The following is a 22,325-nucleotide window of genomic DNA, read 5'->3' as shown; positions in this document are numbered from 1 at the left end:
GTAAGTGTTCTAGCATACTAGCCTCCGAGTGGTCATATGATGCAAGGGGAGGGATTATTATCGAACACAAAACTTGGAAGATGTGTGAAACATTTTGTTTTCCTGGCTATGGCTGCCCAACAGAAATAGCGGCTGTGCAAATTAAACCACAGTGGCAGACAAAGCAATTAGAGGACTCACTGCGACTCATGGGTATTTACCATATTACTGCACATGTACGTTTTGATTTTCAGGATATGCAGACTCATATGGGGCAAGAGGATATTATCGCCATTGCTGCACTTGATATTCAAGGAGACACAGGCTATTTTGAGTATGCAGTACCTTTACATGTGGATTTACCAAAAGAGTCGGATGTAAAAGATTTAATGATCAAGGATATTCGTCCTAGTCTCGCAAATCAAATGTGTCAGTTAGAATGGACAGTCACAAGTGTCTTTAATGAACTTGAACCTGTTATGGAAAAAGCGCAGATGAATGCTACGAACGAAGAACAACTAACGGTTATGGAAGAAAGTGTGCCAGTAAAGCAGTCTACTAGCGTAGCAGCAGCTTCACACCAAGAGGCAGTTACAGTAACTGATAGTCATATTGTTGTACGTGAATCAAGCTCTTGGCATGAAGTACCTTCAATGATTTGGGATTTAACGGAAGAATATACACCGCTAAAAGTCCGTGTTTCAAATGATGTCTTTCAAAAGTAAGTAGCAGAGAAGCAACAAGACCAATAAGAAAATAAGGTCGCCCGATGTTGGCACAATAATGACACGTATAAATTGAAAAGCACAAAGAGGCACGATAATTGTTCGACAATAGAAACGAATTTGTCGTAGCCATGGCGGTAAAAGCCATGGATTATATTTACGTCGACGCATTGATGATTCACTTCCTTTTCACAGTTCCTAAAAACAATGAAATCACTTGAAAGATAACACGATTTTGCGGTACAATAAGGAAAATTCAATATAGATGCGATGATAGGGAAGAGTAAATTTTGTGTACATTTTATAGAGAGGAAATGGTAGCTGGAAAGTTTCTATTTGTACGAAATTGAAGGTAGCCCTTGAGCAGCTTTAGTGAACTAATAGTAGTTAAAGCCGGTTAAACACCGTTACCGAATTAAGAGCCAGTAGGGTAGGCTAAGAAAAAATTCTTAACCACTGCTGGAATTAAAGGTGGTACCGCGAACTAAAACTCCTTCGTCCTTTTAGACGACAGGAGTTTTTTTATTGGGTAAAAAAATAAATAGCATTTCTTTACCAACAGTTTTCAAACAATAGGAGGAGTTAATATGACAGAAAACATTTCAATGCCAACGAAGTATGATCCACAGTCCATTGAGGCTGGTCGCTATGAATGGTGGTTACAAGGAAAGTTTTTCGAAGCACAACCTGAAAGCGGGAAAAAGCCCTACTCCATCGTTATTCCACCACCGAACGTAACAGGTAAGCTCCATCTTGGACATGCGTGGGATACAACATTACAAGATATACTTATCCGCATGAAGCGTATGCAAGGATATGATGCATTATGGTTACCAGGAATGGACCATGCAGGTATCGCAACACAAGCAAAAGTAGAAGCAAAGCTACGTGAAGATAATAGTACACGTTATGATTTAGGACGTGAAAAATTCCTTGAAAAAACATGGGAATGGAAAGAGGAATATGCTGGACATATTCGCGACCAATGGGCAAAGCTTGGCCTTGGCTTAGACTATACACGTGAACGTTTTACACTAGATAAAGGATTATCAGATGCTGTTAAAACTGTTTTTGTACAATTATATGAAAAAGGTTTAATTTACCGTGGTGAACGCATTATCAACTGGGACCCAGCAGCGAAAACAGCATTATCGGATATAGAAGTAATTTATCAGGATGTGCAAGGTGCTTTCTATCACATGAAATATCCATTAGCTGATGGTTCAGGTCATGTGGAAGTTGCGACAACACGTCCCGAAACAATGCTCGGTGACTCAGGTGTGGCTGTGCATCCAGATGATGAGCGCTACCAACATTTAATTGGCAAAACTGTTATTTTACCAATTGTAGGACGCGAAATTCCAATTGTAGCGGATGACTACGTAGATAAAGATTTTGGTACAGGTGTTGTAAAAATGACACCAGCGCATGACCCGAATGACTTTGAAGTAGGGAATCGTCATAATTTAGAGCGCATTCTTGTGATGAATGAAGATGGCACAATGAATGAGCTAGCTGGCAAATATCAAGGTATGGATCGTTTTGAATGTCGTCAGCAAATTGTAGCCGATTTACAAGAGGCTGGCGTGTTATTTAAAATTGAAGAGCATATGCACTCTGTTGGTCATTCAGAGCGTTCAGGTGCTGTTGTAGAGCCTTATTTATCTGCACAATGGTTTGTGAAAATGCAGCCGCTTGCAGATGCTTCCCTAGAGCTACAAAAGGATGAAACAGGGAAAGTACACTTTGTGCCAGCTCGTTTTGAAAACACATATTCACGCTGGATGGAAAATATTCGCGATTGGTGTATCTCTCGCCAATTATGGTGGGGCCATCAAATTCCAGCATGGTATCATAACGAAACAGGCGAAGTTTACGTAGGAAAAGAAGCACCAGCGGATAGTGAAAATTGGACGCAAGATGAAGATGTCCTGGATACATGGTTTTCCTCTGCACTATGGCCGTTTTCTACAATGGGCTGGCCAGACGAGGCAAATGCAGAATATAAACGTTACTATCCAACAAATACGCTAGTAACTGGCTATGATATTATTTTCTTCTGGGTGTCTCGCATGATTTTCCAAGGCATTGAATTTACAGGGCAACGTCCATTTAAAGATGTATTAATTCACGGCTTAGTACGTGATGGTGAGGGACGTAAAATGAGTAAATCACTTGGCAATGGTGTTGATCCAATGGACGTCATTGAACAATACGGTGCAGATTCATTACGCTATTTCTTAGCTACTGGTTCATCACCTGGTCAAGATTTACGCTATACAACGGAAAAAGTAGAAGCAGTATGGAACTTTGCCAATAAGATTTGGAATGCATCACGTTTTGCACTTATGAATATGGATGGTATGACATATGATGAGATCGATTTAACTGGTGAAAAATCAGTAGCTGACAAATGGATTTTAACGCGCTTAAATGAAACGATTGAACGTGTAACCTCTCTTGCAGAGCGTTATGAATTTGGTGAAGTTGGTCGCGAATTATACAATTTCATTTGGGATGATTTCTGTTCCTGGTATATTGAAATGGCGAAATTACCACTTTATGGTGAGAATGAAGCAGCGAAAAAGACAACGCGTTCTATTTTAGCTTACGTGCTTGATCAAACAATGCGTCTATTACATCCATTTATGCCGTTTATTACAGAAGAAATTTGGCAGCACTTACCACACAATGGTGACTCCATTACTGTGGCTGCATGGCCAACCGTGCGTGCGGACCTTCATTTTGCTGAAGAAGCAGACAATATGAAGCTCCTAATGGATATTATACGTTCAGTACGTAATATTCGTGCAGAAGTGAATACCCCAATGAGCAAAAAAGTGCCATTGTTTATTTCAGCGAAAGATGCTGCAACAGTAACCGTGCTTGAAGCAAATAAAGCCTATTTAGAAAAATTCTGTAACCCTGAAACATTAACAATAGGTGAAGGCTTAGAGGCTCCTGGTCAGTCAATGACAGCCGTTGTTACAGGTGCGCAAGTTTTCTTACCGCTTGTAGGGCTGATTAACCTAGAGGAAGAAATTGCTCGTCTCGAAAAAGAGCTAGAGAAATGGGCAAAAGAAGTGAAGCTTGTAACAGGTAAGCTATCTAATGGGAAATTTGTAGCAAAAGCACCAGAAGCATTAGTCAATGCAGAGCGTGAAAAATTAGCAGATTATGAAAGCAAGCATGCGATTGTCTTGAAACGTTTAGAAGAATTGAAAAGTATGTAAAAAAGTAGTGGATGGCAATAAAGTCATCCACCTTTTTTTATTTTATATATCAAAAGATATATATTGTGTTAGGTAAAAGTGTATAGTAAAATCAAAAATAATTAGTCGAATAGGTGAATTTCGCTTCTGTATAATATAGGAAACAAAGCCTAACATGTTGCAATCGTGGCAAAGAAGGACAAGGGAATTTATAGCTGTTCGATATAAATATTTTAGAGCATACATTTTGCTGAATGGAGGTGTTAGAGGTGACAGGAAATATTGCTACAATCATTTCAAAAATTAATAGGGCCTGTGATGATCTTGATTTTGTAAGTGCAAGGGTATTAATCCAAACAAATCTTTTAAAATTATCAGAAGCAAAATATTACCGTTTATTAAATACTAGTAGTCGTGTATTGATTAAACATATACTAGCCAGCAATAACGAACAAAAAGAAGAGGCGAAATTATCGCGTGCCGATTTATTAACCATCAATAAAATTAATGAGTATTGTTCGAACTTTGATATTTCTATGTTAAAAAGAACATTAAAAAATTCTTTTGAATTAGTGCAACGTCCAGATGTAATGCCGCTTTTAAATAATGATGCCAAAATTATTTTAGATAATATGGGTGCTTTATTAGGCACTCGTCAGATAATGAATTAAATAAGCCGCTCAAACACGCAGAATGGTCAGCCCCCTCTGTGTGTTTTTTTATACTGCTTATAAAGAAACCGCTGTTATTCAACGCCACTTGTACTAAAATAGAGATATTGCATGAAAAGGAAGTGTTGTTGTTGTTTAACACAATGAAGGAATGTACAGAATTTATTTTTACATTAAAAGCAGTTGACCATAAACGTGCGCCACTTGTCTTTATGCGAGAGGTGCTAGCATTTTTAGATAACCCTCACAACAAACTCCGCGTTATCCATATCGCTGGCTCTAATGGGAAGGGCTCAACCGTCAATGCATTAAGAGAAATGCTACAACAGGCTGATTATAGAGTGGGCGCTTTTACCTCTCCTCATTTAGAGCGAGTGCATGAACGTATAACGATTAATGGTGTCCCAATTTCTGATAAGCAATTTTTAGTTTATTTCAACAAGCTAGCACAGATAGTAGAGGAGCACTATAATGGAGATTTTCCAAGCTTTTTTGAGGTGGTTACACTTATTATGTTCCAATACTTTGCAGATCAAGAAATTGATATAGCACTGATTGAAGCAGGGCTTGGTGGGCGTCTCGATGCCACAAATGTTGTTACACCATTATTAGCCATTATCACAACGATCTCTTTGGAGCATACAGCGTTTTTAGGAGATACCTTTGCAAAGGTGGCTACTGAAAAAGCGGGAATTATTAAAGAGGGTGTTCCTGTGGTTGTGGGTGTTCACAATAAGGAAGCACTAACTGTTATAACAGAAGTAGCAGCTAGGCGACATGCTCCATGCTTTGTTTTGGGCCAAGACTTTACAGCGACCAATTATTTACAAGCCACAGATTATCAGCAATTTACCTATAACATGGGCACTGTTTTAATGACTGATATTGCCTTAAAAATGGCTGGCTCCCATCAAATCAATAATGCAAGTCTTGCGATTACGGCAATGGTAGTGTTACATGACAAGGGCGCTCTTGCAATTACTGACCAATCCATTCGCCGAGCTTTACAAGATGCACAATGGGCAGGACGCTTTGAACAATGGTCAAATCATATTGTACTGGATGGTGCCCATAATTCAGAGGGAACGGCTGCACTTATTCAAACACTTAAAGTGGTATATCCAAATCGTCGGTATCACTTTGTATATGCAGCCTTAGCAGATAAGGATCATGGCAACAGCCTTGCATTTATGGATGCTGTTGCGTCCTCCATGACATTTACACAAATTGCGCTACCAAATGCTATGCCTGCCAAAAGCTTAGTACAGCTATCAACGAATGCAAAAAAAGCCGATTATAACAAATGGCAGGATGCGATTCAAGCCGTGCTTTCTGGAAGAAATGCTGAGGATATTGTCGTTGTTACAGGTTCTTTATACTTTATCGCAGAAGTTCGCAAGTGGCTACAGGAGGCAAAACGATGATCCCTAAATTAAATCACTATAAAGAAAAATGGCATGTTCACAGCGATGATATGATTAAGCCTGGGTTGACGGCAATTGAGGAGGCATTGGCTCTCGTCGGCAATCCAGAGCGTAGGCTACCAACTGTCCATATAGCGGGTACAAATGGCAAAGGGTCAACGGTTACATTTCTTGAAGCGATAGCAAAAGAACATGGCTTGCGCGTAGGGAAATTTATGTCCCCATGTATTGTTGATGTGCATGACCAAATCCAGGTGGATGGCAAAGCGATTTCAGCACCTGCAATGGATGCCGTGTTTCAGCATATGCAAGCAGCAGGGCTAAGCGGAAAGCTAACAGATTTTGAGCTGTTGACAGTTGCTGCATTTTTACACTTTGCCAATTGCCAGGTTGATCTTGCGTTAATTGAGGCAGGAATGGGTGGCTTATTGGATAGCACAAATGTGGTGATGCCGTTGGTTTCAATTATTCCAAGTATAGCGCTAGAGCACACACAATTTTTAGGGGATACGCTAACAAGTATAGCGCATCATAAGGCAGGCATTATTAAAGAGCAGCGACCAGTGATTATTGGTGATTTACCAGAGGAAGCAAAGCAAGTTGTATTGCAGGAGGCTGCACAAAAAAATGCTGCAATCTTGGAGCTAGAGCATCATTTTTCTGTTGCATCAACAAGTGATGGAGAATGTTACATTAATAAGAAGCATGCATGTCAAATAACAGGTTTGCTACGCACGATGAAGGGGACACATCAGGCGCATAATATGGCATCAGCACTGACGGCATTTTTAGAAATAGCGAGCATTTTAGACGTGGAGCCAAGCACAGTAGCAATTCGCCAGGCCATCAAAAATGCCACGATTTTAGGGCGCTTTGAAGAAATTATGCCTTTTGTCTTTTTAGATGGTGCACATAATCCAGCAAGTGTAGCGCAATTAGTAGAAACAATTCAGCAGGAGTTTCCAAATAAAGCGATAACCTTTGTTGTTGGCATCCTTGCCGACAAAGATGTTCAACAAATTTTGAGATTGTTAGAGCAGGTGAGTGATCATTTTTATTTCGTCGATTTCGACAATCCTCGTGCAATGGCTGCTGAACAACTGATGGCGCTTTCCAATGCGACAAAGAAAGCTGTTTTGCTAGACTATGTCTCCTTTTTACAGCAACAATCCGCAAAGAAAGAGCGCACAGTTGTAGCAGGCTCCTTATATTTATTAACAGCGGTACGTAATCGTTTATTGAACGAGGATGCTTAAGAGTAGTTTACAAGCAAAAACACAGCGTCTATTGTGAGTAGAGGCTGTGTTTTTTTTGCGAAAATTTGGGGTTGAATATTGTCAATAATGGTTTTAAAGCCTAGTTCGATGCCTATTGATCCAATGCATCTAAATCTGTATATGTCTTTGGCTATGCCGCTTCTTTTGGCTGTGCATAATCTGAAGTGTTGCTATTATGGCTTGAAGATGTTTATAATGAGTACCCTATTAGTAATACTTCTGTTAAGAGTACGGTTGATAGTATGAGTACTAAATATTTTATTCTTATAGATTAATACCTATCATCTTGTTTAAAAAATTTTTTTGAGATGAAGATACTAATAAATGCAGAAAAAACTATAACGGGAGCCATAAATAGTAGTTTATATTGATTCCAAGGTGTTGTGATAGCGATAATGATAGATATTATAAGAACAATAAAAGTAGCCAATAATTGCTGTTTTACATTTAATTTTAGCAATACACATAATCCTCCCAATCCTATAGCTATGTTGGTTAAAGAAATTCGATAAAGAGAATATCTAACCCTTTCTTAAGCAGTAAAAGATTAATATAAAGTACCATTTGGATATATAGAGAAAAAGTAGCGACTCGATTTGAGAGCTACTTTTTTGTTTTATTCTTTTAATATGAAACTATACCTATATCTAATACCGCATCCTCTGATATCCAACTTGCACTTTGTGAAGTTCTTGTACTCTGTTTACCATTTGTTGTGTTATAGTAATAGACAACATACTTCTCTTGGTTGTGTTTAAAAGTTTCCTTTTGTTTAACCACAACATAATAAGAATATTGTGTACGTGTAGAATCATAATACCCATTTAAAGAAGTTGTTAGTAGTGCATTGACAACCCCCACACCTAAAGAAGCCAATAATACACCTACTGCAACAATAGGCGCCCCCCATACCATAGTAATTGCAGCGGCAACTACAGAAATAGCAGCATCTTTTTTAAAGTCAAACATAAACTTTTTAATTTGATCTACTTTACTTTTTCCATATAAAGTACCACATTGATTTAATGTCCAATTACACTTTGATGCAATAAATGCATAAGGTCTAGGGAGAGTAGTATTATAAAGTGAAATTTCCCCTGATTCTACGGTAATAAAATCATTAACGTTATATGTTTCTTCAACATCGCTTTCAATATATACAATTTCTTCAGATTCAGATTTTTTAACATCGAATAATTGATTGTAAATAATCTCATCAGAATATTCCCCGTTTTTCTCCATCTCCCTGCTGGAATAATCAATAAGTTTTCCATTTATATGAGTATTAACTCTAAATTCCTTTTCATTGATAAGATATTCTAATTTAGTTGTATGTCCAGACTCATCTATAAAAGTTTCAATATACCCATCACTTATAGTTTCAGAAGCTGGTATCTCTTCGGCCTGAGATTGTATAGGTTGCAATAATACTGATACTAATAAAAAGCTGGTTAAAAAAATAGTGAAAATTTTATGACTCATAAAAAACTATATTTCCTATTTTCCCCGTTTTATATCCAATTTAACGATTTTACAAATATTTAAATTTTTTGGGTGATTTTTTTATTTAACTAAAATTATGGTCCTTCACCAAAACCTATGGTTGATTTTCTATTCATTTTGATAGGTTGCATTTTTTTGGATGTTAGTTTTCATTTATTTGCGTATAGTATTCCCTAAAAAAACGAATGATGTAAAAATAATTAAGTAAGGGTAGAATTATTGCCATAAGTTACAGAAATGAGTCTGTTTCTCAACTAGTAAAATTTGTCCCTATATTGAAAAGCTATCCAGTAGCAGGGTAGTATCGTTTTCAATAACAAGCATGTACACTTCTTATTTTACATATACTGATACCATATGAAGGCCATAATGGTATAGCTATGTGGAAGGATGAGGTGATAGATGAATGAAAATGGTCAGTCGTGTGGTGAAAAAACAAATATTTCGAGCAATGATTATTGGCGGATTTGTCGGTCTATTAGGTGTAGCTATTTTTTTAGGTATGTTACAAGCAAGTACACAGCTACCTTTACCAAAAAATGGTGGTGAAGTGGCAAATAATCAATCACAGGCAGATACGATCCCAACAAGTAGTGGAACAACCAATCCAGCAAATGCACCAATGTTTTTTGCCAGTCAAGCAGGCGTCTTTTCAAATTATGAAAGTGCTAGTGCATTTATTGCTGAATATCCTTCTTTAAAAGAGAGCGCTATTATTCAAGCTGATGGTAAATATTATGTATGGACAAGCCTTGTTACAGAAGAGAGTCAGCTTGAATTTTTACAGGATCCTGCAACCTTTAAAAAAACATTTAGTGTCAGTGGTGAAAGCTGTAAGGAACCAACGCTTGTAGAAATACCTGCTGTCCTCGCTGATAAAAATGCTAAAAAATTAAATTTTGGGGAAAATGCTAAGGATACAACATTGCCAGAGGATTGGCAAACGGTTGGCAAGGCAGCCTCTACAATTTCCAATGATATTAACATTATTCGCTTACATGTTTTTGCCCACTATCAATCGAAAAATACTTGTCTTCAAGTGATATTTTAAGTAGAAATCAACATTATCTCGATCTTTTGAAAATTTTCAAATAACACATTCTTCAGTATGATAGAAACAAGGAGGAATGGTCAGATAATGTTACAAACTAATCATAAGCTTGTGCTTGCTTCTGCATCACCAAGACGTAAAGAATTGTTGGACATGCTAGCACTGCCCTTTACAGTAATAACAAGTGATGTGGAAGAAACAAGCATACAAGCGACAACTATGCAGACGTATGTAAAAGAGGTAGCTCTGTTAAAAACACGAGATGTTGCTAAAAAAGCAGCCACTGCCACAGTTATTGGTGCTGATACAATCGTGGTTGACAACCATGAGCTGCTACATAAACCGAAGTCCCGAGAGGAAGCGATTGCGCACTTATTACGCTTATCAGGCAACAAGCATGTCGTTATGACAGCAGTTGCGATTATTCAACCTGATGGCAAGGAAACTGTTTTTGTGGAGGAGACGATCGTTGTCTTTCATCAACTATCACAAAAACTTATTGAAGCCTATGTAGATTCAGGAGATCCATTTGATAAAGCAGGCGGTTATGGCATCCAAACAATAGGCACACTGTTAGTAAAACGAATTGAAGGAGACTATAACAATGTTGTAGGTTTACCATTGGCAGCATTGTTTTCCCAATTGGTAGAACTTGAAATTATCCAATTTGCGAAGGAGTGAGCATTTTTGCAAAATAATGTTTTTCCATCATTGATGATACGTGATGTCAATATGGAAGACCGCCCCCGTGAGCGGCTGCTACGACAAGGAGCGGAAAGCTTATCAAATCAAGAGCTGCTTGCTATTTTATTACGGACAGGGACGAAGGAAGAATCGGTACTGGTGCTTGCTAATAGAGTATTAAATGTTTTTGAACGACTCCATCATTTAAAGCATGCCACCATCGAAGAAATGATAGCTATTAAAGGGATTGGCGAGGTAAAAGCGATTCAATTATTAGCGGCTATTGAGCTTGGAAGGCGACTCGCTCAGAAAAACAATGATGAAAAATTCACCATACGTTCCCCAGAAGATGCCGCTACTTATTTAATGCCTGATATGAGCTCGTTGAATCAGGAGCATTTTGTTGCCCTTTTTTTAAATATTAAAAATCAGGTGATTCATAAGCAGACTATTTTTATTGGCTCACTTAATGCCTCGATCGTACATCCAAGGGAGATATTTCGAGAAGCTGTCAAAAGGTCTGCAGCTTCTATTCTTTGTGCACACAATCATCCTAGTGGTGTGCCAACACCAAGTACAGAGGATATTGAGGTCACAAAGCGAATAATCGAAGCAGGCTATATTATAGGCATTGAAGTGATCGATCATCTTATCATCGGTGATCATCAATTTGTAAGCTTAAAGGAAAAAGGGTATTTTTAAGCTCTGCATACGATGTGCAGAGCTTTTTTCTGTAATATTGGCGAACCTTTTTGTTTATAAAGCGTTAATGTATTCAGGAAAACTCTATTATCTTCACAAAAATTGGTAGCCTTATATACATTGTCTTATAAGAAGAAAAATTATATGCTAATCTATACGTACTATGTTTAGTTTAAGAGGGAATTAAAATAGTATCTTTTCTCCAAGATCATGCATGTGATACTACAAATTTTTACGCTTTTCCGTTATAATGAAGGGTATGAATTTTATCTTTATTCAGGAAAGATGCCCATCACAATTGTGGTGAGGTAAATGCGTATGTAGTTTTTTATGATATGGGACACCGACTGATGAAGATAAATACTTTGGCGAATGCTATGAAGATTGAGAGGAGTCAATTGTGTTAGGCACAATTCAATTTTCTAACACGATCGCTAAAGTCATGAATGTTAATGAAAGTATGGCTTAAATAGAAAGGGAGTACAAAATTGTTTGGATTTGGAAGCAAAGATGTCGGGATTGACCTCGGCACAGCGAATACATTAGTGTTTATTAAAGGAAAGGGCATCGTGTTACGCGAACCCTCAGTAGTAGCAAAAAATACAAAAACAGGGGATATTGTTGCAGTTGGGAATGATGCAAAAAATATGATTGGTCGTACACCAGGGTCAATCGTAGCCATTCGTCCAATGAAGGATGGCGTAATCGCTGATTTTGATATTACAACAGCTATGATTGAGTATTATTTAAAAGAAGCTTCTAAAAATTCAGGAAGTAACTGGAAAAAACCGAATGTCATGATTTGTGTGCCTTTTGGTATTACTTCTGTTGAACAACGTGCAGTCATCGATGCTGCACGACAAGCCGGTGCAAAAGAGGCATTTACAATCGAGGAGCCATTTGCAGCAGCAATCGGGTCCAATCTTCCAGTATGGGATCCAACAGGGTCTATGGTTGTTGATATTGGTGGAGGGACAACAGAGGTTGCAGTTATTTCATTAGGTGGTATTGTTACAAGTGAATCCGTACGTGTTGGTGGGGATGCAATGGATCAGTCCATCATTTCATATATTCGTAAAACGTATAATTTAACGATTGGTGAGCGTACAGCAGAGGCTGTTAAAATGGAAATTGGTACAGCATTAGCTGAAGGACCAGAGGAAACAATGGAGATTCGAGGTCGTGACTTGCTAACAGGTTTACCAAAAACAATCGAGATTTCTTCAAAGGAAATTTCCGAATCTTTACGTGAAGCCGTTGCTTCTATTATCGACGGTGTTCGTAAAACATTAGAACAAACACCTCCTGAATTATCTGCAGATGTCATGGAACGCGGTATTGTGTTAACTGGTGGTGGTGCACTATTAACAAACTTGGATAAAGTTATTAGCCAAGAAACAAATATGCCCGTATTTATCGCAGAAGACCCTTTAGACTGTGTAGCAATTGGTACAGGTAAGGCATTAGATAATATCGACTTAATTCGTCAACAACAAGTGAAAGGGTAAGGAGGTTTAGGCAATGCCACACTTTTTTTTCAATAAGAAAGTAATTTTGCTGCTCGTAGGCATGGTTTTTCTTGTGGCATTGATTAGCTTCTCATTACGTGATCGGACGAATGCAACTTTACCAGAGCAAATTATTAAAGATACTGTCGGCGTCGCACAATCACTTGTTGCGAAGCCGGCGAATTATATCAATGGTGTCTTTAATAATATTGACTCCCTCTTAAACACGTACGAAGAAAATAAACGTTTAAAAGCACGCTTAGAAGATTTTGCGGTTGTACAAGCTGAGGCTACGGATTTAAAATCAGAGAATACAAAGCTTCGAGAGCTTCTGAATAAAACAGAAAGCTTAAAGGCATTTGATCCTATTCATGCAACAGTGATTGCTAGAAATCCTGACCAATGGGAAGAGAAAATTATTTTAGATAAGGGTTCTTCTCATGGTGTCCAAAAAAATATGGCAGTTATGACGGCGAAAGGTTTAGTTGGCAAAGTTATCCTGGTGACACCTTTCACATCTGAAGTAGAGCTTTTATATACAAATAATCCAAACTATCGTGTTTCTGCGATGGTGTTAGGAGAAAAAGAAGCATACGGTTTAGTCGAGGGCTTTGATGAAGAACGTAATGAACTCATTATGAAGCGAATCGATTCTAGCTTGACGGTTAAGGAAGGCGAGCAGGTAGTTTCCTCAGGTCTTGGTGGTATCTTCCCAAAAGGTGTACCGATTGGAGAAATTACGGAAGTAAGTACAGATGATTTCGGTTTAACAAAAATGGCTTATGTTAAACCAGCTGCTGATTTTTCAATTTTAGAGCATGTTGTGATTGCCAAACGTACATCAACGGTTATTGATGGCTCAGATGGCAGTGCAACAAACGAAGATTTATCGAATCCGCAAAAAAAGGAAAGTGAAGAGGAGGCGGAGTGATGGTTCGATTTCTCATCCCCTCTGTGGCGGTTCTACTATTTTTACTTGAACCAGAATTTGCGATGCTTTCCCCGATTGAAATCAAAGGGGATATCTACTATCTAGTGCCACGTTTTTTAATCTTATATTTAATTTTTATCTCCATCTATTATAGCCGTCAACGAGCGGTAATGTATGGTCTTTTTTTTGGTGTCTTGTATGATGTGTTTTACATTGATATTATTGGATTATATTCAGTACTTTATCCACTTATTTGTTTTTTAGCAGGATCTATCGTGAAAGTGATCCATCAACACTTAGTTGTAACAACGACAATTTCAGTTATTTTAGTAGCGATTTTAGAATTTATACTCTACCAATTCTTCTACCTAATTGATTTTACAGCAATTCCGTTAGCAGATTTCTTACGTTCACGACTATTACCAACAATCATTGCGAATGCCTTATTTTTAATGATTCTTGGCTGGGCCTTCAAGTATCTAATTAATGCGCGTGTCTTACAGAGAGCACGTGAGGTTTCTTAACAAAGAACAACGTGAGGTGAGGCATTCATGAAAAAACAGCTAGTTCATATGAAGGGGACGAAAGACGGCTTTGTATTACGACTAGATGACCAATGTGCATATGGCGATTTGGTGGAAGAATTAAAGAAAAAGGTGTTAGAGGGCGGTATCGAAGGCAAAGTAGATGTACAATTATATTTAGGCTATCGCTACTGTACGGAAAAACAAATGAATGAGCTGATTAATATTGTGCAAGAAACCGAGCAGCTTATTGTATCTAAGGTGCAAAGTGAAGTACTGACTGTCCATGAAAGCAACCAGAAAATGATTGAAAGCCAACAAGATACATATGTAGGTGTGGTCAGATCAGGACAAATTCTGCGCTCGTCAGGAGATATTATTATTATTGGTAATGTCAATCCCAATGGTCGTGTAGAGGCTGGAGGTAATGTCTATGTTCTTGGTAGGCTAAAAGGCATTGCACATGCAGGTGTGCTAGGCAATAAAGAGGCAATTATTGCTGCATCACGTTTTGAGGCTACACATATTATGATTGCCGATCAGGTTCAGGCAATGTCAGACGAGCATGTAAAAGCAATTAATCAAGCAGAAATGACTTGTGCCTTTATTGGCTATGATGGACGCATTACGTACGATCAAATTCATGCCTTAAAAAATATTCGACCATTGTTAAATGTGTCTAAGGGAGGAAGCTAGTGTGGGAGAAGCGATCGTCATAACTTCAGGTAAAGGCGGTGTCGGAAAAACAACGACAGCGGCTAACCTTGGGACTGCATTGGCTCTACAGGGTAAAAAAGTATGTTTAGTTGATACAGATATTGGCCTACGTAATTTAGATGTAATTTTAGGCTTAGAAAACCGTATTATTTATGACCTCGTTGATGTTGTAGAGGGGCGTTGTAAAATTCATCAAGCGTTGATTAAAGATAAGCGTGTAGATGAGAAACTATTTTTATTACCTGCTGCTCAAACAACAGATAAAAACGCTGTTACCCCTGAGCAAATGAAGAGCTTAATAGAGGAATTAAAAAGGGACTATGATTATGTCTTAATTGATTGTCCTGCTGGCATTGAGCAAGGCTATCGCAATGCTGTTGCTGGTGCAGATCATGCCATTGTTGTGACAACACCTGAAATATCTGCTGTCCGTGATGCTGACCGTATTATTGGCTTGCTTGAGCAGGAAGACATTACAGCACCTAAATTAATTATTAATCGTATACGTCAGCATATGATGAAAAACGGCGATACATTGGATGTCAATGAAATTACAACACATTTGGCGATCGATCTATTAGGCATTATTATCGATAACGAAGATGTCATTGTATCCTCCAATAAAGGTGAGCCTGTAGTGATGGACCCTTCCAATAAAGCATCATTAGGCTATCGCAATATTGCACGTCGTATTCTTGGTGAGTCTGTGCCATTAATGGCTATTCAAGACGAGCAAAGAGGAGTGTTTTCAAAACTGAAAGCGCTGTTTTCAAAATAAAGTCAGTGATAGATAGGTTGTTCCTACAGGATGAAGTAAAACCTTTTCGTGCATATGTGCGAGAAGGTTTTTTTGCATGTTTGGACATGCAATCTCATATAGTGTGGAAAAAAGGATGAGGGCTTGTTTAAAAAATGGAAATGGTTTATCACAATACTGCTAGTGGCGGCAGTAATGCTTGTAATTCGTTTAGAAGATCAAGGAGTTGTAGATACGCCTGTGCGCAAGCTAGTGACCACTTCAGCAGATTTAACGTATTTAAGTGAGCTTGGGCAAAGCTGGCTCAATCAAGAAAAAGAGACGATTATGGTCTCAAGTGATGTAGGGCAAACAGAGCTTTTAACCTTTGCGAATGCAAAAGCTTTTAAAGAAGGGTTTTTATTGCAGTATGATGTAGGCTTACCAGTATATGCTGGGCAGAACGGTTTAGTTGTTTTTACAGGCCATACGAAATATACAGGTAAAACAATGACAATTAACTATGAGGATGGTACAACGGTCTCGTATGGTATGCTGGATAGTTTAGCACAGCTACCCTATACACCCATTCAGACCAATGATTTAATCGGCATGAAAGAAGCGGGGCAACTTTATTTAGCGATTAAAAAGGGAGATACGCATTATGATTTAGAGCAGATGGTACAATGGCTTGAGATGACGGAGACAAATGAAAATTAAATTACATCTTCTCTGTATTCCTCTTGTACTTGTGATGATTTTTAGTGGGCAATTCGCTTATTATGCTATTATCTTATTATCGCTCTTGTGGCATGAAGCCGGTCATCTAATAGCAGCGTTGCTTTGCAAGGTCAAGGTGAAATCATGTGTGATTACACCCTATGGGGGAGAAATTCAATTTGAAAATCCAGCGGTTGTGCAAGCTTCGTCACTCCTATGGATTGCATTAGGAGGACCAATCGCGACAATTATTGGGATTGGCCTCGCTTTTTTTATGCCTGAGTTGCTTGCTGCTAAGCTGATGGGTGTGCAGCTTGTCTTATTAGCTATCAATATAATGCCCATTATCCCGTTAGATGGTGGGAGAATATTTTTAGCGTGGTTATTTTTAAATTATCCAAGTACCCTTGTGGTAGAAAACTATTACTGGTTGTCTTTTATAGTGGCAACCCTATTATTCTTAGTTACTTTATGTTTTCTCCCACAGGCCATTTTTTTAGCAATTATTATGTTATTTATTTGGCTTCAAGCATTGAAGGAATGGCATTATCGAAAATATCGTTTAGCCTTTGAAAAATATGTGACGAAGCGATTGACTTGAAAGTTTTTGTATGGTAATATTTTAATGTTATTGTTTGTAGCACCTGTGCTACTACAACCGCACTGGAAAGGTTTAAGTATCTTTAGGGATCACCTTTATAAACAGGCGAGTCTGAGTCTATGAGGAGGTGCAGTAAAATGTACGCAATTATTGAAACTGGTGGTAAACAAGTCAAAGTAGAAGCTGGTCAAGAAATCTATGTTGAAAAACTAGGTAAAGAAGCTGACGAAGTTGTTACTTTTGATAAAGTATTATTCGTAGGTGGCGAAAACGTAAAAGTTGGCGCTCCATTCGTAGAAGGCGCTACTGTAACAGCGAAAGTTGTGAAAGAAGGCCGTGCGAAAAAAATCGTTGTTTTCAAATTGAAAGCTAAAAAGAACTACCGTCGCAAACAAGGTCACCGTCAACCTTACACAAAATTAGTTGTTGAAGCGATCAACGCTTAATTGTGAGGTGAACAATATGATTACTGTTACAATTCATAGTGATGAAAACAGAAAGTCATACGGCTTTGAAATTTCAGGTCATGCTTACTCAGATGAATATGGTCGTGATTTAGTATGTGCAGGTGCATCTGCTATCGCTTTTGGTACGGTAAATGCAATTGGTCATATTTTACAATTACAGCCAATAATTGAGCAGGACGAGCAAGGTGGCTTTTTATCCTGTATCGTTTCAAAAGATATAGACCCTGAAATAGACGCAAAATTACAAGTTATTCTTCAAACAATGGTGACACAGTATTATACGATGGTCGCAAGTTATGGAGAATTTATCGAACTAAAGTATAAAATGCTGTAGGAGGTGGAACACGATGAAATTATTATTAGCATTAGACCTTCAATTTTTCGCATCGAAAAAAGGGGTAGGTTCTACTAAAAACGGACGTGACTCTGAGTCTAAACGACTTGGTGCTAAACGTGCTGATGGCCAATTTGTAACTGGTGGTTCAATTCTTTACCGTCAACGCGGTACAAAAATTTACCCAGGTACAAACGTAGGTCGTGGCGGTGACGATACACTATTTGCTAAAGTTGATGGCGTTGTTAAATTTGAACGTTTAGGTCGCGATCGCAAACAAGTATCTGTATACCCAGAAACACAAGAAGCTTAATATGAAAGGGCTGCTATTGAGGCAGTCCTTTTTTGTTTATAGAGGTATGATAATTAGGTAGAAAGGTGAGCGCATATGCAGGAGGCACAGGCTTTGTTTGATTATGAAAAACTGGAAGCTGCTATTGTACTTGCGATGGAACAAGCATTGAAAACATATAGAGCTATGTATGCAGATTTGTACATTGTATCATTGGATTGTAGCAGCGATCTGTGGTCAATTGGCTTAGTGGCAAATACAAAGGCTTATTTGGCAGAGCAAGCTGATAGGAATGCAGAAGATTATTGGTACTATAAATATTGTGAAGAAGAATGGTGCATTTTTGAAACGTTTGACAAGCTGTCAGCAGAGATGTATCAGTATATGAAAAAGCTCCATGATACTACCGATGATCCAGAGCGCTTTGAGCCCTAATCGCTACCTGTAAAAAAGTGCTTTGTCAGCTTGTTACATCACCTTTTTATCAGGCATATACAGATATTTTATTAGCCTTCAATGTAAGGGAATATTTAGAGCAAGAAGAGCGAATCGCTGTATTTGAGCAATTAAACGGAGCCGTAAAAGCACAAGAATATGCGGAACATATTAAGGGATGTATATAAAATAAAGCAGCCTTCAGTATGTTATAGCTATAACATACTGAAGGCTTTGTGTTAGATAAAAAGTTTTTTTAGCCGAGGCTGATAGATGGCTAAAAAGAGACTTCTTCCGAATGTAAATAGGATAAATGCAAACCATAGTCCATCATTACCCCACAGAGGCAGACAAATTACCAGTGCTAACAGATAGCTTATCAATGACCAAATATGCGAATTACGAATAGGGGCAATCATCGTTGCGCCTGAGAAAATCCCACTTAGCATTAATGCCCAGAAGCCTACAAGTGGGAATAGCACAAGCCACATTTGATATTGCAATGTTAGCTGGTAGATGGCCTCAATATTTGTAAAGCTTGCTAAAATAACAGGCCCTAAGAAATAAAATAGGGCGGATAGAACAATGGCAAGTCCAAATGACCACCAGAATGAAATACGAATCGTTTGTTCGTAGAGCTTTTTATTATTACTGCCCACTGCATTGCCAATATAGATACTGGATGCATTGGCAAGCCCATCAAAAAAGTAAGCAAAAACAAAATGAAGCTGAAATAGAATTGTATTTGCTGCTAAAATATCCACACTCATTGAGGAGCCGATGGATGTAAAAAGAGTGAAGGCTGTGAGTAAACAAGCTGTACGAATAAAAAAGTCACTATTGAGACGCAACATCGTTTGCACAACCTGTCTATCAAATACCTCTGCTCGCAGCTTTTGCCAGCCTGTAAGAAGCTGCTGTGACTTTAAAAGGTAAAGCCCGATCAATGGCGCTGTTATTTCCGCGACAACTGTAGCCAAAGCTACGCCACGTATTTCCATATGGCATATGATAACAAATACAATACAGAGAATAATATTTAAAATATTCATATATAATTGAAGCAATAGTGTTGCCCTTACCTGCTTTGCACCGATCAGCCAACCAATAATTACATACATCGCTAAGGCAAATGGCGCTACCCATATACGAATTGAAAAATATTGCTTAGCATATAGCCAAACCGTGGCGTCTGCCTTCATGATTATGGTTGCTACCATCAATATTACTTGCTGTAAAATAATAAAAATAAAGCCCATCACAACGGCGAGTAACAATGGTCGCCAAAAGGCTAGCTTTTGATCATGTGAATTGTCTCGGCCAAATGCTTGGGCTACCATTCCCGTTGTACTAACGCGTAAAAAGCCAAATAACCAATACAATGTATTAAAAATTGTTACACTAATGGCTACACCGCCAATAAAAGCAGGATTTAATAAATGGCCAATAACCATCGTATCAACAACACCCAATATAGGTGTTGTAATGGTTGATAATATTAACGGAATGGCGATTAAAATATAGGTTTTCCAAGTAATCATGATTGTCAAAATGTCCTTTATTATTATAAATGTTTATACAGAAAAAGGTATAATAGGTTGTAAAAGTTTTTGAGCATATACTAAGTCTTTGCACGTTATTTGCTTTACGTTTTGCTCTTTATATAAAAATAATCGATCATATAGATAAGGAATAGTTTGTAAATCCTGAGCAATAAATAGGTCATATACGATTCTTCTTTGATAACTTCCTGAGTGAATCAGTGACTTTATATTGTGGTAGAGTCTCTCTTTACCTTCTATAAATGAATATCAAATTTGGTAACATACTATCATAAGGGGAAAAGAGCTGTCGATATATGAATGGGAAAGATTTAGAAAATTTTGTGAAACTTTTTGAGAAAACATTCGTAAAAATCAAAGAAGAATTAAGGGGAAAAATACAATAAAACTTGTTATACTAGTAAGGATAACTTTATTGGAGTGAATGGGATGGACAATCAATCACTAACCATTAGTGAAGTATTACGTTTTGCAAATCATGACTATGTGAATCAACTACAACTGATTCGCATGAATTTAGATTTAGGTAAAATTGATGAATCAAAGAAGCTTATCCAGCGCTATTCGGAGCAATTACGCATGCTCTCTATCCTGAATCGACTACAAATGCCACAAACAATTGAATGGTTACAAACAGCAGGATGGCGTTATCCTTCATTAGCCTGGCAGCTAAATGGGGAGATCAATAAGCCAGTAACCAATGATATTGATCAGGCTGTAGTAGATTATTTAAACAAAACAGTTATGCATATTTATGATACATTAGATCCATTTACAGAGCAGGTCTTAACGCTTGATGTACGTGTTGACGATCATACATTTGCCGTGACATTCACGCTAAATGGGTTATGGAGTGCTGATGCCTTCACCGAAAAAGGTTTGACACAATTCGATATTCAAACAGTTGAACAGACAAATAGACGCTGGCAATATGTCTTGAGTGCAAATAGGGAGTGAAATAAATGTTTGTCGATCACGTAAAGATTTATGTAAAAGGTGGCGACGGCGGAGATGGTATGGTAGCCTTTCGCCGTGAAAAATATGTACCAAATGGTGGTCCAGCTGGTGGCGATGGTGGACACGGTGGGAATGTCGTATTTGAGGTAGATGAGGGTTTACGTACATTAATGGACTTCCGCTACAAGCGTCATTTCAAGGCACCACGTGGTGAGCATGGTATGAGTAAAGGGATGCATGGTAAAAATGCGGATGATTTAATTATAAAAGTGCCACCTGGAACAGTTGTGATTAATGAAGAAACAGAAGCCGTTATTGCTGACTTAGTCGAGCATGGGCAAAGAGCTGTCATTGCAAAAGCAGGACGCGGTGGACGGGGAAATTCAAGATTTGCAACACCTGCCAATCCAGCGCCAGAACTTTCTGAAAAAGGTGAGCCAGGACAAGAATTAAATGTTATATTAGAGTTAAAAGTTTTAGCAGATGTAGGGTTAGTTGGTTTCCCAAGTGTTGGTAAATCAACGCTTTTATCTGTTGTTTCTGCTGCTAAGCCAAAAATTGGTGCTTATCATTTTACGACAATTGTACCGAACTTAGGCATGATTGAAACGGATGATCATCGAAGCTTTGCGATGGCAGATTTACCTGGGCTTATTGAGGGAGCACATGAAGGGGTTGGATTAGGTCATCAATTTTTACGACATATTGAACGTACACGTGTTATTGTCCATGTTATTGATATGTCAGGAATGGAAGGCCGCGATCCATATGAAGACTATTTAACGATCAATGCAGAGCTTAAACAATATAATCTTCGTTTAACAGAGCGTCCACAAATCATTGTAGCCAATAAAATGGATATGCCAGATGCAGAGGAAAATTTAGTAACATTCCGCCAAAAGGTTGGAGAGGATGTTCAAATTTTCCCGATCTCTGCTATTTCACGCCAAGGGTTAAAAGAGCTATTGTTTGCGATTGCAGATTTACTTGAGGTAACGCCTGAATTCCCACTATATGATGATATAGAGGAGCAATCAGACGCAACCGTAATGTACAAGCATGAGGCAAAAGGTGAAGCATTCGAAATCACGCGTGATGATGATGGGGCATTTATTATTAGTGGTTATGCTATTGAACGTCTATTTAAAATGACAGACTTTAGCCGTGAGGATGGTGTTCGCCGCTTTGCTCGTCAATTGCGTGCAATGGGCGTGGACGAGGCTCTGCGTGAACGTGGCGCTCAGGATGGCGATACTGTACGTTTACAAGAGTTTGAATTTGAATTTGTCGATTAAGACAGTAGTTTTAGGGGG

The 22,325-nt window shown here is 38.2% G+C and carries 23 protein-coding genes and 2 other annotated features; of the genes, 21 read left to right on the top strand and 2 right to left on the bottom strand.

Features of this window, described 5'->3' with window-relative positions:
* The first annotated feature begins 80 nt into the window (after positions 1-80).
* The 5 genes from ADM90_RS18170 to ADM90_RS18150 all read left to right on the top strand — a co-directional run bounded on the left by ADM90_RS18170 (position 81) and on the right by ADM90_RS18150 (position 7,267).
* Positions 81-704: a hypothetical protein gene (locus ADM90_RS18170; RefSeq protein WP_053996325.1), complete on the top strand. Its 624-nt coding sequence runs from the start codon at positions 81-83 to the stop codon at positions 702-704.
* A 261-nt stretch (positions 705-965) separates the two neighbouring features.
* Positions 966-1,210 (top strand) — a binding site (T-box leader).
* An 81-nt stretch (positions 1,211-1,291) separates the two neighbouring features.
* Positions 1,292-3,937 carry a valine--tRNA ligase gene (locus ADM90_RS18165; RefSeq protein ID WP_053996324.1) on the top strand — a complete coding sequence of 882 codons (2,646 nt, stop codon included), beginning with the start codon at positions 1,292-1,294 and terminating at the stop codon, positions 3,935-3,937.
* A 248-nt stretch (positions 3,938-4,185) separates the two neighbouring features.
* Positions 4,186-4,587: a hypothetical protein gene (locus ADM90_RS18160; protein WP_053996323.1), complete on the top strand. Its 402-nt coding sequence runs from the start codon at positions 4,186-4,188 to the stop codon at positions 4,585-4,587.
* Positions 4,588-4,718: 131 nt separating this feature from the next.
* Positions 4,719-6,011 carry a bifunctional folylpolyglutamate synthase/dihydrofolate synthase gene (locus ADM90_RS18155; RefSeq protein WP_053996322.1) on the top strand — a complete coding sequence of 431 codons (1,293 nt, stop codon included), beginning with the start codon at positions 4,719-4,721 and terminating at the stop codon, positions 6,009-6,011.
* Entirely contained in the window at positions 6,008-7,267 is a 1,260-nt protein-coding gene (locus tag ADM90_RS18150; protein WP_053996321.1) for a bifunctional folylpolyglutamate synthase/dihydrofolate synthase, read from the top strand. Before ADM90_RS18155 ends, ADM90_RS18150 begins: the two co-directional genes overlap by 4 nt.
* A gap of 645 nt (positions 7,268-7,912) precedes the next feature.
* On the opposite strand, the gene ADM90_RS18140 is transcribed toward ADM90_RS18150, so the two are convergent.
* Positions 7,913-8,770, bottom strand: coding sequence for a hypothetical protein (locus ADM90_RS18140; RefSeq protein WP_053996319.1), 858 nt, complete (start codon positions 8,768-8,770; stop codon positions 7,913-7,915).
* Positions 8,771-9,197: 427 nt separating this feature from the next.
* On the opposite strand from ADM90_RS18140, the gene ADM90_RS18135 reads away from it, so the two are divergent.
* The 14 genes from ADM90_RS18135 to ADM90_RS18070 all read left to right on the top strand — a co-directional run bounded on the left by ADM90_RS18135 (position 9,198) and on the right by ADM90_RS18070 (position 18,493).
* Positions 9,198-9,842 carry a hypothetical protein gene (locus ADM90_RS18135; protein ID WP_053996318.1) on the top strand — a complete coding sequence of 215 codons (645 nt, stop codon included), beginning with the start codon at positions 9,198-9,200 and terminating at the stop codon, positions 9,840-9,842.
* Between the two features lie 87 nt (positions 9,843-9,929).
* The gene (locus tag ADM90_RS18130; protein WP_053996317.1) at positions 9,930-10,523 is read left to right on the top strand and encodes a Maf family protein; all 594 of its coding nucleotides are present in this window, start codon (positions 9,930-9,932) and stop codon (positions 10,521-10,523) included.
* 33 nt (positions 10,524-10,556) lie between these two features.
* Positions 10,557-11,228 carry a RadC family protein gene (gene radC / locus ADM90_RS18125; protein WP_053996726.1) on the top strand — a complete coding sequence of 224 codons (672 nt, stop codon included), beginning with the start codon at positions 10,557-10,559 and terminating at the stop codon, positions 11,226-11,228.
* A gap of 488 nt (positions 11,229-11,716) precedes the next feature.
* Positions 11,717-12,736 (top strand): rod shape-determining protein, encoded by a 1,020-nt coding sequence (locus ADM90_RS18120; RefSeq protein ID WP_053996316.1) that lies wholly within the window; start codon positions 11,717-11,719, stop codon positions 12,734-12,736.
* Between the two features lie 13 nt (positions 12,737-12,749).
* Positions 12,750-13,667, top strand: a complete 918-nt coding sequence (gene mreC, locus ADM90_RS18115; protein ID WP_053996315.1) for a rod shape-determining protein MreC — start codon at positions 12,750-12,752, stop codon at positions 13,665-13,667.
* Positions 13,667-14,191, top strand: coding sequence for a rod shape-determining protein MreD (gene mreD / locus ADM90_RS18110; protein ID WP_053996314.1), 525 nt, complete (start codon positions 13,667-13,669; stop codon positions 14,189-14,191). The genes mreC and mreD overlap by 1 nt, the downstream gene beginning before the upstream one ends.
* A gap of 27 nt (positions 14,192-14,218) precedes the next feature.
* Complete coding sequence (gene minC / locus ADM90_RS18105; protein ID WP_053996313.1) at positions 14,219-14,887, top strand: septum site-determining protein MinC; 669 nt, start codon at positions 14,219-14,221, stop codon at positions 14,885-14,887.
* A 1-nt stretch (position 14,888) separates the two neighbouring features.
* On the top strand, positions 14,889-15,686 hold the full coding sequence (minD, locus tag ADM90_RS18100; RefSeq protein WP_053996312.1) for a septum site-determining protein MinD: 798 nt from the start codon (positions 14,889-14,891) through the stop codon (positions 15,684-15,686).
* Between the two features lie 123 nt (positions 15,687-15,809).
* Positions 15,810-16,364 carry a peptidoglycan DD-metalloendopeptidase family protein gene (locus tag ADM90_RS18095; protein ID WP_053996311.1) on the top strand — a complete coding sequence of 185 codons (555 nt, stop codon included), beginning with the start codon at positions 15,810-15,812 and terminating at the stop codon, positions 16,362-16,364.
* Positions 16,354-16,965 carry a zinc metalloprotease gene (locus ADM90_RS18090; protein ID WP_053996310.1) on the top strand — a complete coding sequence of 204 codons (612 nt, stop codon included), beginning with the start codon at positions 16,354-16,356 and terminating at the stop codon, positions 16,963-16,965. Before ADM90_RS18095 ends, ADM90_RS18090 begins: the two co-directional genes overlap by 11 nt.
* A gap of 45 nt (positions 16,966-17,010) precedes the next feature.
* Positions 17,011-17,088 (top strand) — a sequence feature (ribosomal protein L21 leader region).
* Positions 17,089-17,102: 14 nt separating this feature from the next.
* On the top strand, positions 17,103-17,411 hold the full coding sequence (gene rplU, locus ADM90_RS18085) for a 50S ribosomal protein L21 (RefSeq protein ID WP_053996309.1): 309 nt from the start codon (positions 17,103-17,105) through the stop codon (positions 17,409-17,411).
* A gap of 16 nt (positions 17,412-17,427) precedes the next feature.
* Positions 17,428-17,766, top strand: coding sequence for a ribosomal-processing cysteine protease Prp (locus ADM90_RS18080; RefSeq protein ID WP_053996308.1), 339 nt, complete (start codon positions 17,428-17,430; stop codon positions 17,764-17,766).
* A 13-nt stretch (positions 17,767-17,779) separates the two neighbouring features.
* Positions 17,780-18,079 (top strand): 50S ribosomal protein L27, encoded by a 300-nt coding sequence (rpmA, locus tag ADM90_RS18075; protein WP_053996307.1) that lies wholly within the window; start codon positions 17,780-17,782, stop codon positions 18,077-18,079.
* Between the two features lie 93 nt (positions 18,080-18,172).
* A complete protein-coding gene (locus ADM90_RS18070; RefSeq protein WP_161804088.1) occupies positions 18,173-18,493 on the top strand; it encodes a DUF4303 domain-containing protein in 321 nt (106 codons plus the stop codon).
* A gap of 239 nt (positions 18,494-18,732) precedes the next feature.
* Here ADM90_RS18070 and ADM90_RS18065 read toward each other — a convergent pair whose 3' ends face one another.
* Positions 18,733-20,034 (bottom strand): MATE family efflux transporter, encoded by a 1,302-nt coding sequence (locus ADM90_RS18065; protein WP_053996305.1) that lies wholly within the window; start codon positions 20,032-20,034, stop codon positions 18,733-18,735.
* 450 nt (positions 20,035-20,484) lie between these two features.
* On the opposite strand from ADM90_RS18065, the gene ADM90_RS18060 reads away from it, so the two are divergent.
* Together ADM90_RS18060 and obgE are read left to right on the top strand one after the other, a co-directional pair.
* Positions 20,485-21,012, top strand: coding sequence for a Spo0B domain-containing protein (locus ADM90_RS18060; RefSeq protein ID WP_053996304.1), 528 nt, complete (start codon positions 20,485-20,487; stop codon positions 21,010-21,012).
* Positions 21,013-21,017: 5 nt separating this feature from the next.
* Positions 21,018-22,307 carry a GTPase ObgE gene (gene obgE / locus ADM90_RS18055; protein ID WP_053996303.1) on the top strand — a complete coding sequence of 430 codons (1,290 nt, stop codon included), beginning with the start codon at positions 21,018-21,020 and terminating at the stop codon, positions 22,305-22,307.
* The last annotated feature ends 18 nt before the right edge of the window (positions 22,308-22,325 follow it).

The organism is Lysinibacillus macroides (assembly GCF_001281525.1).
GTDB classification, from domain to species: Bacteria; Bacillota; Bacilli; order Bacillales_A; family Planococcaceae; genus Lysinibacillus; species Lysinibacillus macroides.
Note: the sequence above shows the minus strand (reverse complement) of the source record. Positions and strands in the feature narration are given on the sequence as shown.